Origin of the sequence: Erwinia sp. INIA01 (assembly GCF_025947915.1) — a bacterium.
In the GTDB taxonomy this organism is placed as follows: Bacteria; Pseudomonadota; Gammaproteobacteria; order Enterobacterales; family Enterobacteriaceae; genus Erwinia; species Erwinia coffeiphila.
The window spans coordinates 48,478-60,706 of sequence record NZ_JAPDNC010000006.1; the positions used below are offsets into that span (position 1 = coordinate 48,478).

A 12,229-nucleotide genomic window follows, 5' to 3' on the forward strand; every position below is an offset into this window, starting at 1 on the left:
AGATGATGGCGTTCAGGAGGCAACATTGAGATCGGGTAAAGCTGCACTATATGAGGATTTAAAACGTCTCATTTTAACCATGGAACTCGATCCCGACGAGCTGCTGGATGAAGCCAGCCTGACGGCACAGTATGGTTTATCGCGCACGCCGGTAAGAGAAGTCTTCCAGCGGCTGGCCGGTGAAGGCTATCTGGAGATTGTGGAAAAACGCGGCGTGCGGGTGATCCCAATGAGCCACTCCAGCCTGCGCAATTTCTTCCTCGTTGCCCCCATGATCTATGCCGCCACCGGTCGCCTGGCGGTGCAGAACTACAAGCCCTCGCAGATGAAGGCGCTGAAGGAAACGCAGAAGCGCTTCCGCAAAGCGGTACAAACCCGCGATGCCGAAGCGCTGGCGCTGGAAAATAACCGCTTCCATGAAATCATGGGCGAGATGGCGGCCAACCCCTATCTGCAACCGAGCCTGGGCCGCCTGCTCATCGATCACTGCCGTATTGGTCACACCTTCTTCCGCCCGCAGAATGCCGATATGGAACGCCGCCTGCAACTCGCTGCCGAGCACCACGACGCGTTTATCGTCGCTATTGAAGCGCGCGACGAGCAGGCCGTGGTTGACCTGGTGTTCGAGCACTGGGAGCTTTCCCGCGAGAATATGGAAATCTTTATTGCGCCGCAGGGGCTGAAGGCGGACTTTTAGCCGCTTTTTATAACGCGTTATTACTAACGATTAATCACGAATAAAGGCCAGCAGGTCGGCATTGATCACATCCGCATGGACGGTATGCATGCCGTGTGGGTAGCCCGGATAAATAATCAGTTTGCTGTTGGCCAGCAGTTTATCCTGCAATACCGCTGCGGCTTTGTAAGGCACAACCTGATCGTCGTCGCCCTGCATTACCAGCGTTGGTACGGTAATGGCTTTTAAATCTTCGGTCTGATCGGTTTCAGAGAAAGCCTTGATACCTTCATAATGCGCCTGCGCGCTGCCGGTCATGCCCTGACGCCACCAGTTCTGGATGGTGCCTTGTGACACCTGTGCACCGTCACGGTTGAAGCCATAAAATGGACCTGATGCGACATCAAGGTAGAACTGAGCACGGTTGGCAGCCAGACCTGAACGGAAGCCGTCGAAAACCTCCAATGGGGTGCCTTCAGGATTGTCAGCGGTTTTCAGCATCAGCGGCGGTACAGCGCTGATCAGCACTGCCTTAGCGACGCGGCCCTGCGGCTGGCCATACTTCGCGACGTAACGAGCCACCTGACCACCACCGGTAGAGTGACCGATATGAACCGCATTCTTCAAATCCAGATGCTCAACCACTGCGGATGCATCGGCTGCATAATGGTCCATGTCATGGCCTTCGCTCACCTGGTCAGAACGCCCGTGGCCACGACGATCGATGGCGATTACGCGGAAGCCTTCTGCCAGGAAGAACAGCATCTGGCTGTCCCAGTCATCCGCACTCAGCGGCCAGCCGTGATGAAACACAACGGGCTGCGCGTCTTTCGATCCCCAGTCTTTGAAATAGATATTTACACCATCATCAGTCGTTACAAATGCCATGAAGCGTACTCCTTTATGAGGAAAGATATTTTTCTTCTACGGAATGTGTATTCCGGAAGACTTTAGGCAGGAACCATTTCAATATCATGAATATATTATCAATGGGTTATAAACGTATTGGTGGTTGCATTAATGACTAATGTTTCCAAAACCATAGTAGATAAATATTCTCAATATTTTTTGCAAACTATGCCATTTGGAAAACTTCGATTATGAGTTGATCCCGGTCCCGGCTTCTTCTGCGTTCTGAAACGGAATGCTGGCGTGATAATCACACCTGGAAACTGAGTTTGCGGCAGCGATGCCAGGATGCGAACGGGGCCTTGTCTCTGGAGGATGCCGGGTGCAAAATCGAGGCTGGCTCATACTCTAGAATCAGAGTCGTCCTTATTTTGCTCTGAGCTGAATGAGCCCCTCCGAATTTTAAAGATATCCAGTGAAAGGATTCAGATGATGGCATTTGAAGATAAGAAGCAAAAGGCAATCGCGCTGATGGAAGAAAAAAAGATGTGGCGGAGCAACTATGCGCCACCGATCCTGCGCTTGTGCTGGAAACTTGGGGCTAACGTACCGCCCTCACCGTTTGCCCCTTTCTGGCTGAATACGTTGTTATATACCGCCTGGTTCGGCCCTATTTGGGGCGTTTGCATGTGGTTTAGCCGCTGGCAAAATCAGGACTTCAGCGTGTTGCGTGCGGTGTCTACCGCCCTGATTACCGGTTTGCTCTTTGGCATATCCATGGCGCTATTTCACTATTGGGGCAGGTGGAAAAACAAGCTTCCTGACTGGAAGAGTCTTTGATAGGGCGGTGCTCTAAACGACATGAGCTGGTGTTTGATGAATCGGGATTTGCGTATGGCTATCTTCTGATAGGGCATACTCAGTGAGTTGGGGGATCTCTGTAGGTGAGTGGTTTTTTTGGTGGGATAATCGCAATACCATCTATTTATGCGACGGAAAACATTAAGCTGCCAAAAAAAGCCCGAGGACTTTTTATCTTCTTACGAAGTTACCAGGTATCCAACACAAACTACCTGATAGAACTTTCTTCAAGGCTCAGCAAAAAAATGATAAGAGGGATTTATTCCATAAAATAACTGCGCGTAACTATATTGTCTGATGTATATTGCTGAAAGGATTAACAATAAAGGACGTTGTAAAATGCCAATTCCAGCTTATCTGTGGCTTAAAGATGATGGCGGTGCGGTGATCAAGGGAAGTGCGGATGTGCAGCACCGGGAAGGTAGTATTGAAGTTGTCGGATTTTCTCATGCAATAACGCTTCCGGTTGACTCCCAGACGGGGAAAGCTACGGGCAAACGAAAGCATGCGCCTATCTCATTCGAAAAAGACTTTGATTCTTCCAGCCCCTATCTATTCAAAGCCGTGACAACGGGCCAGAAGCTCATGTCAGCAGAGTTCAAATGGTATCGTATCAACGATGCTGGTCAGGAGGAGGAGTACTACAACATGCTTCTGGAAGGCGTGATGGTGATCTCCTTCAGCCCAGGCATGCCCAACACGAAAATCGCTGGTCTTGGCGGCATTAATCACAGCGAATCGGTGTCATTGATGTACGAGAAAATCACCCATAAATACTGTGACGGGAACGTGCAGCACTCGGATGCCTGGAATGAGCGGTGACACAAGGGGCAGGTGCCCCTTTTTAAGGCGCAATGTAGGCAATAAGGTAAATGACTGCTATCACAGCGGTAACAGTCAGGACGGTTTTAAGTAGTTTATTCAGAAACACTCTCATATAACTGTTTTGTAATTCCGGCCTTTTCATCAGACAGGGGGCCGTCATTATTGCTGAATAAACGGGGACGGTTAATAACAGATCCAGGTAAATATTTAACTCGTCAAATATCATCATGGTCTGCTCACCCATGCCCGCAACGCCCCTCCATCCTGATACGGTATAAACGAACTCCCAACTGATGATGCGCTCGCCAAGTGAGAAATAGCCATCAGTCATAACGACTGCAATGAATGAGGCAATGAAAATCGCAAACCCCATAAGCTTACGGGCAGCTTGTGCCATTAGCGATAACCTCTATTTTCCCGTATGCCCGCAATTTCGAATTGGGAATATCACATTTTACCGTATTCAGAATGATCTCCCGCAACCTTAGAAAATCAGTCCGGTGCACCAGAGTAATACATCCCTCTGAAATACTGCCGGGATGTAGCCTGAATCCCCCTCTTTCAACGCCCTCGATGAAGGTTGTGTCATCAATACTCCCATCAGCACGAAAAAGCGCAAACCATTCATAATGATTGATGATGGAACGGGTCTTGATGGATTTGTAAACGTCTATCCCCGCCGCCCGGACCCTATTTTTCCAGTCTCCGGTAGGTCTGTCTACGATGTAATAGTTGCCGGGAGGGATCGGGCCCAGCTTCGACATGTGGCCGCACCCGCCTTTGTTCATGTAGACCTGCTGCCCGGAAAACGCCATGAAAGTGCCAACGCCGTAGATCGTTAGTGGCGCAATGTCCGCACCGTTTAGAATAAACTTCCCCTGTAATGCCATCCGTGAATGCTCCATATAATAAACCATGTGTATTATATGGTTTTTGGGAGCTGATAACAGATAACTTTCGAAAAACCTGTGCAGTTTCACATGATAAACGTCAGAATGGTTGTGAAATGATCATTATTCCTTTGTCCGGTGAATGGGAAGGCGGTAAATCATCGAGAATTTACCAGATCCATATTGATGAATGGGCGCACTGGTCTAAAGCTAAACGCACCGTGATTCGTAAGGAACTGGAGGCCGCTCAAGAAAATGAGCAGCAGAATAAAGTCTGGATCTTTTCCATGGGTGAACAAGGCGTTGATAATTAGGAGATCTTTTATGTAACCGACTACCGATTAATCTGTTATATTACGGGGTATATTACTTATTCCTGAAGAGAAAATCTGCTTTGAAAATGATTGTCGGAAAACAAGCTAACCAACACTAGAATGCAAGACTCCGACATTATCTGTCGAAATAGAACGTCTGGATTGAGTAAGGTCACCTATTTACACTTGAGGTTTCATTATTATCTTTCATAACTGAATTCGCAGGGAGCAGAGCATATGCTAGTTAAAAATATTGAAATAGAAAATTTCCGGCTCCTAAAAAAAGTATCTCTTGGGCTTGAAGAAAAAATTACGCTAATCGTCGGTCGTAATAATAGTGGTAAAACTTCAATTGCTGAATTATTTCGTAGACTTTTATCCGATAAAGGCCCTTCGTTCAGACTTGAAGATTTTTCGCTTGGAAGCCATGAGGGATTTTGGTCTGCATTTGAAGCACTGCGAGCAGGAGAATCACGTGAGGATATTTATCATCATTTGCCGTCAATTATAATTAACCTTGATGTAGAGTATGACGTTGAGTCCCCGGACTTAGGGCCAATAAGTGACTGCATAATCGACCTTAACCCTGATTGTAACTTTGTACGCTTGACTCTCACTTTTGGACCTAACTCGGTAGCCACTGAATCGCTTTTTGCTGACGTTACTACCCCCCCTGGGGGAATGAATATTGAGCGTACATCTCTATTCCGCACAGTCGAAGCGCGTTTACCCCAATCGTATGAATGCAAGCTTGAAGCTGTTGATCCAAATGATTCTACCAACCGTAAAAATCTTGACCTAAAAACGATTAAGATCTTGATTAATGGTGGATTTATTAATGCTCAGCGTGGTCTGGATGACGATACTCACCGTGAACGCGATGTACTAGGAAAGATTATTGAAGTTCTTTTTCAATCAGCTTTAACTGATCCGATAGATAGTAATAAACGTACGACTGCGGCACAACTCAAAACTGCTGTTGAGCAGATTCAGACAGAGCTTCATGTCGGTTTCAATGAAAAACTGACCTCCCTATTACCCACATTTGATTTATTTGGATATCCTGGCTTAGCTGATCCTGGGCTTGTAACTGAGACCAGCTTTGATGTCGATAAGTTGCTAAATAATCACACGAAAGTCCGCTATGTCGGTGTTAATGGGATCACTCTGCCTGAGACTTATAATGGGCTCGGAATGCGTAACCTCGTTTATATTTTGCTCCAACTTCTGCGCTTTTTCCGAGAATATCAGGCAACTCCAACCGCTGTGGGAGTGCATCTCATATTTATTGAGGAGCCAGAAGCCCATATGCATCCGCAGATGCAAGAAGTCTTTATTCGCCAACTGAGTAAAATAGCAAAAACTTTCGAAACACAGCTCAATAAGAACAAACCCTGGCCGGTTCAGTTTGTCATTAGCACCCATTCGCCACATATGGCGAATGAAGCACGTTTTGAGTCAATGCGATATTTTCTAACTCGGGAAGGCAATGATGGTTTCAGACAGTCGGTAGTCAAAGATCTGCGTAAGGGGATGGGGAATGCACCTGTTCCTGAACGTGATTTTTTATATCAATATTTGACTTTGACTAGATGCGACTTGTTCTTTGCAGATAAAGCCGTCTTGATTGAGGGCACTTCTGAACGATTGCTATTACCTGCGATGATTCGTAAAACTGATGCTGCAGCTCCAGGAGGAGCACAACTTGGTAGCCAGTATTTGACAGTGATGGAAGTTGGAGGGGCTTACGCACACCGATTTTTTGACCTCTTGTCCTTTCTCGAATTACGCACGCTGATTATCACCGATATTGATTCGGTGAAGCGTAATGCAAACAATAAACGCATTGCAACACCTGTTGCAAGTGGTGAATTCACGAGTAACAGCTGCATCAAAGCTTGGTTCTCCAATAATGATATTACACCGACTCAATTATTAACTCAGTCTCATGTGAATAAGATTGTTGATAGCCGTCGCCTTGCATATCAAGTACCTGAAATGGATGGAGGGCCATGTGCGCGAAGCTTCGAAGATGCTTTTATTTTAGCTAATTTCGAAAGTTTCGCACTTGGCGACGGTGATCGTGCAACACTTGCTTACGAACATGCCGCTGATCAAAAAAAATCAACATTTGCATTGACCTATGCAATTGAAAATAGCACGTGGAATGTGCCGCGCTATATTTCAGAAGGTTTAAGATGGCTTGCCGAAGGCAATCCAGTCGTAGTGATACCACAAGTTACACCATCAGATATTGCCGCTGCTGCAGCTGGGATTGAAATAAGTGGGGAGGGGCTCAATGACTACTGAAATTCATGAAAGCCCGGCAGATACTGCGGGACGGTTGGCATTAGAACGCATGTTTGATTGCCTTGAACAAGAGCGAAGTTTTCGTCTTGAGGCTGGTGCAGGTGCAGGCAAGACATTCTCTTTGGATAAAGCCCTCCGTTGGCTAATCGATAAACGCGGTAGCGAATTGATTCGTAAACGTCAACAAGTTGGCTGCATTACCTACACTAATGTTGCTAAAGACGAAATTATCTCGCGAATTAAATCGCATCCAGCAGTAAGCCCTGATACCGTACATGGATTTTGCTGGTCAATCTTGAAAGATTTTCAGGCAATGTTGCGTGAGTTTGTTCCTCTTCTCCCTGGCTGGGCTGAGCGCCTTGAGCAAGTAAATGGCATCGGTGTTCGGCGAGTTCATTATGAATTGGGATATCCGAGTGTTGCTGACCATCAAGTCTCGATCCGCCATGAAGATGTGTTGGCTTTGATGATTAAAGCAATGGATTTACCAAAATTCCGTACTGTTCTTTGCGCTCGTTACCCAATTTTATTGATCGATGAATACCAAGATACTGATGCTGCGTTTATTACTGCGTTGAAAGATTGGTTTCTGGATCGCCGAGAAGGGCCTGTCATTGGTCTTTTTGGTGATCATTGGCAAAAAATCTATGGAGAAGGTTGTGGTTTAGTCGAACACGCTTCTCTTGTAATCATTGATAAAAATGCCAATTTTCGTTCGGTTGATCCCATTGTGCGTCTGCTGAATCGGATGCGTCCGGCTTTACCTCAGATGGTTAGCGATCCATATGCGCCTGGCGAGGCCCGTGTATTCCATACTAACCGGTGGGTAGGCCAGCGGCGTACAGGGAGAGGAGGTGGTCACTGGACAGGCGATACGACGCCTGAAGCAGCCAAAGCGTACTTTAACTACCTTAAATCTCATCTCATTTCTAATGGTTGGGACTTTTCGAACGACAATACTAAAATTCTCATGCTTAGCCACAGTGTGCTGGCCCGCGAACAAGGTTATGCCTCCATTCCAACTATTTACGGTCAATACAACGATCCATGGCTCAAGAAGGAAGATCCGCATATTAAGTTTTTGACCGATCAGCTCGAGCCTGCATGCTCGGCTTTTATTGAACGCCGCTATAGTGACATGTTTGAGTCTTTCGGGACCAGCATGCCTCATATTCGCAGGCATCAAGACAAGATTGCTTGGACTGAATCTATGAATTATTTAATTGAGCTCAGGTTAAGAGGATCAATTGGTGAGGTTGTGGATTTTATCGGCGTACAGCCACACATGCGGCTACCTCGAGCAGTTGAGGAACGTGAGCTTAAGCTGGAGGAGATCGGTGCCGTACCGGTAGATGAAGAACCTCGCCGCGTAACGCAATTGCGCAAATTGCGGAATGTTCCCTATACCGAAATTATTGCGCTGGACTGCTTTATTGATGGCAACACACCATTTGCAACTAAGCATGGTGTTAAGGGCGCTGAGTTTGAAAATGTGCTCGTCATTGTTGGGCGTGGCTGGAATAAATACAATTTTGTACAAATGTTAGAATGGATTGATGCAGGGCCACCGGCGGATAAGACCGAGTTTTTTGAAAACAACCGTAATCTTTTTTATGTTGCTTGCTCGCGCCCTAAAAGACGTCTTGCGGTTCTGTTCACCCAAGAGTTAAGTGCCAACGCTACGGCTAAGCTGACAGAATGGTTTGGTAGAGAAAACATTGTGGAACTTCCTGCTAATCCAGAGTTGTAAGAGTTGCATTAGCTAGCCTTCTTTATGAGAGGACAATTATCGGCAACCCTGAGATGTTTTTTCATCACGATTTTTTTCGTGAAAGGTACGCACTGTGTTGGCTTATGGATTAAAACCTAGTTTTAAGTCATGATTTGAAACATCTTTGTAAGTTAAACTCAGGGGTAAATCGTGTTGGCCGTTCGCATCGTCTGCATCAACTGTGGCAGTTGATCGGGACGAATACTGGGCATGTTTTTCTTCTGCGGCTTTTCCAATGCTTTGCCAATATTGACGCTGGGAACAGCATCAATCAGCCCCCTGTTTTGGGCATAGATCATGATCTCATTAATGCGCTGGCACAGGCGACGAACAGTTTCCAGTGCTTCTCTGGCCTGGACTGGTTGCACGGCCTGAACCAGGTTATGAGCTTTAATATCTGTAACGCTGACGTCGCCAATCGCAGGAAAAACATCTCTCTCAAGCGAGCGCCAGATATCGTCGGCATAGTCCTCTGTCACGCTGGCTTTCTTCACATTCCACCATCGTTCAGCCACGAGTTGGAAAGTATTGGTTTTGGCTTCCAGCGAACTGCGAAGTTGTTCTTGCTGATGTCCCTGAGGATCGATTTGTTTCGCAAGGAGAGAACGTGATTCTGCCCGATAGCTTCGAGCATCGGCAAGATTAACTGACGGGTAAGGGCCTATGCTCTTTTTAGGGCCTATGCTCTTTTTCGCATATTTCTTGGTGACAGGGCGAATGTAGCGAAACTACCAGATTTTGCTGCCGCTTGATTTGATGAGTAGCTCAAGGCCATCGCCATCGTCAAGAACGTAGTCAGCTTCCTTGGATAGAGGTTTGGTTTGTCTTGCAATTGCCGGGTTTCCATATTTTTAGGCACCTCAAAAACGATAAAGTTTTACGAGCTGCCTAAAGGGTTCAGATTTAATTAGTTGGCATCAGATTTCGCGGGACAAATTGAGGGCACAAAAAAGCCCGCAAAGCTTTCACCTTGCGGGCTTTCAGGACTTCGGCGGACAATTCTGGTATCGCCGCTAAAGAATTTGGTGGGCTGGCGGAGTCTGAATTGGTTGTGTAACTTGTTGTTAAATAGTTTGTAATCTTCAGTTCAATTTTAATTTTGGTCCCATTGTTGGTCCTAAAAGAAAATGTCAGGTTTTTTTGCAGGGCAGGGGAGGTTACAGTAGAAGTCTCTTCGTCTGTGAGATTAGCATTTTGCTTTCCTTTTAGTCTGCTTGTATTTAAGCGTTTATTTCACGTCAGTTTTTAGCAAGCCGGTAGCACGCCTTGCTCGCAGAATATCCACAGTCCTCAGATAAAGTGATGTCTCATGACCACTCAATCCTTGTCTGTCGATTCGTATCAGTTGATATTTTTCAACCAAGAAGTTAACCGCATCGGTGAGAGTGATACCGGCATCAATATGTTCCTGAATAACCCGATCATCTCTAAAAGGCGTGTCGTTTAATGTCAGTCCATAATGCTGTTGCATCACATGAGCCAAAAGTATTTGCCAGATAGTCAGTGGTGGCAGGCGAGGCTTAGCCCCTCGGTTATTTAATAAAGGTAAGCTTTTCATAACGAACTCTCAGGTACATGAATAGAGATTAATGTTTTGAGGGATGAGTGATGAGGATAAAAATTGTTATTCTGTCAGGAAGATAATGCAGTCAATCCTATAAAAGTAATATCAATCAAATAGCTGATTGCAATCCACGCATTCATAGCGTTCGAATATGACGCCATCCAGTGTGGCCCCTGCCACAGCACCTGCGGTTGCTCCAGCGATAAATCGGCCCAATAATGCACCAAAAGCTGCACCAGCAAGGGTGCCAACAACAGGAATTGCTGAGCCAATGGCAGCACCACTTAAAGCCCCTGATAAACCTCCAGCAACAGCGCCACCTTTCTTGCCTGTATGGCGTTCCCGAACTCGGCGGGAATCACATACTGGGCAACGAATGTTATTTTTCATCATAATTTCCTTCTGTATTTGGGTAAGTTCCAGCTTCGTTTTTAAAATAACGTTTTCATCATTAAATAATGTGCCGCTCAACGTCAGTCCACAGGGCTGTAACAGCTGGCTTATAAGTCACATTTGACAGACAACCCCAGGCTGTGGATATGGCTTCGCTACCCGCCGGATTGTTGCAGGTAAGATTTTCAGTTTTTCTCTCGCGTGAATTAATAAGATTTAACGTTTCGTGGGGTAGATGACGATGTAGACGTAGCCATGCGAACCAAGAGTATCCGCCTCGCATGTCAACCCCTTTTCATAGAGTGTGACGCTGTGCTGGTAGCGGGGATTAAGTTCGCCGCTGGTGAGCATTAGTTCCATCTGTTTCATCAGTACCGGAAAGTCCTGGTCCAGACGGCATAACTCTGCATCATTGAATGTCCCGGCGATGCTGGCACGGTCAGCCTGGTAATGCAGGCGGTTGCCCTCCTGAACCAGCCGTGCGCCAAAGCACGGGGTGATATCGCGTTTCAGTCCCCACCAAGGCGCTTTCGTGTGGTTGCTTGCTGTCGGTGTTTTATTCGACAATGTAGTGCTCCTTAAATATGAGTTAATTCAGCGTGACACAACGCAGGGCCACATACGGGCCGTTAAAGTCCTGACGTCGTTCTGCGTATACCGCCAGTACCCCGCTAATATCCTGCACCTCGCGCCCGGCGTAGTGGCAGATGCTGCCGTACCACTTATATTTCCCTGTGCAAAAACGAAATAAGCGGGACTGCGGATGCTGACTGTAGATTGTCATCGCTTGACGCTTGCTGATGATATTCATCACTGTTTTCTCCTTATAGCCAGCCGCGTTCGGCAAACGAGACAATCTCGATCCCGCCGACAATCAGATGGTCCAACAGGTGGATGTCCACTAGGGCAAGTGCCTGCATAAGGCGCAGCGTGATGGTTTTATCTGCTTGGCTGGGTGTGGGGTCACCGGAAGGATGGTTGTGGGCGATAATCACCGTCGCCGCATTGAAGTACAGGGCCCGCTTAACCACCTCGCGAGGATGTATCTCGGTACTGTTGATTGTGCCGGTGAATAGTGTTTCATGGGCAATCAGCTGGTTCTGCTGGTTCAGGTACAGCACTATAAACTCTTCGCGCTCTAGTCCAGCCATTTTCAGTTTCAGCCAGTCACGGGCAGCCTGAGTGGAGGTGAATGCCACGCCTGTTTCGCGCAGGTGTCGGTCAAGCAGCGTTAAAGCGCGTTTTACCGTGCGTTGTGCGGTTAGTGGAAGGACCGGAGTCAGTGGGATAAGTGACTGTTCCATCATGAGTATCCTTAATCAATAATGCGAAAAATGGCGTGGGATTCAGGGTGCTGCAGGGCGTAATCCCGCAGGCTGTAATAGTGCTCAGTCATGGCGTCACACTCCGTGCGGCAGGCGTGGTGGTTGTACGCGAGGAGACAGACGGCTATCCCGGCAGCTTCCGCGCTTATTTCCGCACCATTGCCGTTCACGTTGTTGAACAGATGCCATTTATCGTCACTGTCAGTATCAGGGGCCATAAACGCCCCGCCATTGCTGAGCGTGTAAAAAGACCAGACACCACCGCTGTACTCATCACAGAAGCGGTCCATCCAGGCGAAAATACGGGGTTCCAGCGTTATCCACTGCGGGATAGAGCCAAAGTGCTGCAGCCAGAAATCGAGACGCTGCTCGTCAGGTACGGGTATTGCAGTAAGGTCAAATTGAGATTCATTAGCGGATATCAATTCGCGTTGAGTTTGTGTCGTCATGG

General features: G+C 47.1%; 15 protein-coding genes and 1 pseudogene. 6 read left to right on the plus strand and 10 right to left on the minus strand.

The features are described from left to right. Nucleotides 1–25 precede the first annotated feature (25 nt). Nucleotides 26–697, plus strand: a complete 672-nt coding sequence (locus OMR58_RS12200) for a GntR family transcriptional regulator (RefSeq protein ID WP_105593164.1) — start codon at nt 26–28, stop codon at nt 695–697. Between the two features lie 30 nt (nt 698–727). Here OMR58_RS12200 and OMR58_RS12205 read toward each other — a convergent pair whose 3' ends face one another. Then, nucleotides 728–1,564 carry an alpha/beta fold hydrolase gene (locus OMR58_RS12205; protein ID WP_105593165.1) on the minus strand — a complete coding sequence of 279 codons (837 nt, stop codon included), beginning with the start codon at nt 1,562–1,564 and terminating at the stop codon, nt 728–730. 453 nt (nt 1,565–2,017) lie between these two features. Here OMR58_RS12205 and OMR58_RS12210 point away from each other — a divergent pair, with 453 nt between their 5' ends. After that, nucleotides 2,018–2,365, plus strand: coding sequence for a DUF1129 domain-containing protein (locus OMR58_RS12210; protein ID WP_264546179.1), 348 nt, complete (start codon nt 2,018–2,020; stop codon nt 2,363–2,365). Nucleotides 2,366–2,725: 360 nt separating this feature from the next. Continuing rightward, the gene (locus OMR58_RS12215) at nt 2,726–3,208 is read left to right on the plus strand and encodes an Hcp family type VI secretion system effector (protein WP_105593166.1); all 483 of its coding nucleotides are present in this window, start codon (nt 2,726–2,728) and stop codon (nt 3,206–3,208) included. Nucleotides 3,209–3,230: 22 nt separating this feature from the next. On the opposite strand, the gene OMR58_RS12220 is transcribed toward OMR58_RS12215, so the two are convergent. Together OMR58_RS12220 and OMR58_RS12225 are read right to left on the minus strand one after the other, a co-directional pair. Beyond that, nucleotides 3,231–3,608, minus strand: coding sequence for a hypothetical protein (locus tag OMR58_RS12220; protein WP_200561544.1), 378 nt, complete (start codon nt 3,606–3,608; stop codon nt 3,231–3,233). After that, nucleotides 3,589–4,101 carry a DUF2778 domain-containing protein gene (locus OMR58_RS12225; RefSeq protein ID WP_264546076.1) on the minus strand — a complete coding sequence of 171 codons (513 nt, stop codon included), beginning with the start codon at nt 4,099–4,101 and terminating at the stop codon, nt 3,589–3,591. The genes OMR58_RS12220 and OMR58_RS12225 overlap by 20 nt, the downstream gene beginning before the upstream one ends. Nucleotides 4,102–4,217: 116 nt before the next feature. On the opposite strand from OMR58_RS12225, the gene OMR58_RS12230 reads away from it, so the two are divergent. The 3 genes from OMR58_RS12230 (at nt 4,218) to OMR58_RS12240 (ending at nt 8,475) form a co-directional block, all read left to right on the plus strand. Further along, nucleotides 4,218–4,415: a hypothetical protein gene (locus OMR58_RS12230; RefSeq protein WP_264546077.1), complete on the plus strand. Its 198-nt coding sequence runs from the start codon at nt 4,218–4,220 to the stop codon at nt 4,413–4,415. A gap of 237 nt (nt 4,416–4,652) precedes the next feature. Beyond that, nucleotides 4,653–6,725, plus strand: coding sequence for an ATP-dependent nuclease (locus tag OMR58_RS12235; RefSeq protein ID WP_264546078.1), 2,073 nt, complete (start codon nt 4,653–4,655; stop codon nt 6,723–6,725). Next, the gene (locus OMR58_RS12240; RefSeq protein ID WP_264546079.1) at nt 6,715–8,475 is read left to right on the plus strand and encodes a UvrD-helicase domain-containing protein; all 1,761 of its coding nucleotides are present in this window, start codon (nt 6,715–6,717) and stop codon (nt 8,473–8,475) included. The genes OMR58_RS12235 and OMR58_RS12240 overlap by 11 nt, the downstream gene beginning before the upstream one ends. Before the next feature lie 173 nt (nt 8,476–8,648). Here OMR58_RS12240 and OMR58_RS12245 read toward each other — a convergent pair. From OMR58_RS12245 to OMR58_RS12275, 7 genes and pseudogenes are all read right to left on the minus strand, one after another. Next, nucleotides 8,649–9,329, minus strand: a pseudogene (locus OMR58_RS12245) (phage integrase central domain-containing protein); the annotation flags it as partial. 395 nt (nt 9,330–9,724) lie between these two features. Further along, nucleotides 9,725–10,054 (minus strand): toxin, encoded by a 330-nt coding sequence (locus tag OMR58_RS12250; RefSeq protein ID WP_264546080.1) that lies wholly within the window; start codon nt 10,052–10,054, stop codon nt 9,725–9,727. A 111-nt stretch (nt 10,055–10,165) separates the two neighbouring features. Continuing rightward, nucleotides 10,166–10,531, minus strand: coding sequence for a hypothetical protein (locus tag OMR58_RS12255; protein ID WP_264546081.1), 366 nt, complete (start codon nt 10,529–10,531; stop codon nt 10,166–10,168). 138 nt (nt 10,532–10,669) lie between these two features. Next, entirely contained in the window at nt 10,670–11,020 is a 351-nt protein-coding gene (locus tag OMR58_RS12260) for a type IV toxin-antitoxin system YeeU family antitoxin (protein ID WP_264546082.1), read from the minus strand. Between the two features lie 22 nt (nt 11,021–11,042). Next, nucleotides 11,043–11,264 (minus strand): DUF987 domain-containing protein, encoded by a 222-nt coding sequence (locus OMR58_RS12265; protein WP_264546180.1) that lies wholly within the window; start codon nt 11,262–11,264, stop codon nt 11,043–11,045. 13 nt (nt 11,265–11,277) lie between these two features. Further along, the gene (gene radC / locus OMR58_RS12270) at nt 11,278–11,760 is read right to left on the minus strand and encodes a RadC family protein (RefSeq protein WP_137228546.1); all 483 of its coding nucleotides are present in this window, start codon (nt 11,758–11,760) and stop codon (nt 11,278–11,280) included. Nucleotides 11,761–11,768: 8 nt separating this feature from the next. Continuing rightward, nucleotides 11,769–12,227 (minus strand): antirestriction protein, encoded by a 459-nt coding sequence (locus tag OMR58_RS12275; protein ID WP_264546083.1) that lies wholly within the window; start codon nt 12,225–12,227, stop codon nt 11,769–11,771. Between the last annotated feature and the right edge of the window lie 2 nt (nt 12,228–12,229).

Excerpts from the sequence above, each read along its gene's own strand:
- OMR58_RS12205 (WP_105593165.1), bottom strand. The coding sequence starts at position 1,564 with ATGGCATTTGTAACGACTGATGATGGTGTAAATATCTATTTCAAAGAC.
- OMR58_RS12230 (WP_264546077.1), top strand. The coding sequence starts at position 4,218 with ATGATCATTATTCCTTTGTCCGGTGAATGGGAAGGCGGTAAATCATCG.
- OMR58_RS12210 (WP_264546179.1), top strand. The coding sequence starts at position 2,018 with ATGGCATTTGAAGATAAGAAGCAAAAGGCAATCGCGCTGATGGAAGAA.
- OMR58_RS12225 (WP_264546076.1), bottom strand. The coding sequence starts at position 4,101 with ATGGCATTACAGGGGAAGTTTATTCTAAACGGTGCGGACATTGCGCCA.
- radC (WP_137228546.1), bottom strand. The coding sequence starts at position 11,760 with ATGATGGAACAGTCACTTATCCCACTGACTCCGGTCCTTCCACTAACC.
- OMR58_RS12275 (WP_264546083.1), bottom strand. The coding sequence starts at position 12,227 with ATGACGACACAAACTCAACGCGAATTGATATCCGCTAATGAATCTCAA.
- OMR58_RS12240 (WP_264546079.1), top strand. The coding sequence starts at position 6,715 with ATGACTACTGAAATTCATGAAAGCCCGGCAGATACTGCGGGACGGTTG.
- OMR58_RS12250 (WP_264546080.1), bottom strand. The coding sequence starts at position 10,054 with ATGAAAAGCTTACCTTTATTAAATAACCGAGGGGCTAAGCCTCGCCTG.
- OMR58_RS12215 (WP_105593166.1), top strand. The coding sequence starts at position 2,726 with ATGCCAATTCCAGCTTATCTGTGGCTTAAAGATGATGGCGGTGCGGTG.
- OMR58_RS12235 (WP_264546078.1), top strand. The coding sequence starts at position 4,653 with ATGCTAGTTAAAAATATTGAAATAGAAAATTTCCGGCTCCTAAAAAAA.
- OMR58_RS12220 (WP_200561544.1), bottom strand. The coding sequence starts at position 3,608 with ATGGCACAAGCTGCCCGTAAGCTTATGGGGTTTGCGATTTTCATTGCC.
- OMR58_RS12265 (WP_264546180.1), bottom strand. The coding sequence starts at position 11,264 with ATGAATATCATCAGCAAGCGTCAAGCGATGACAATCTACAGTCAGCAT.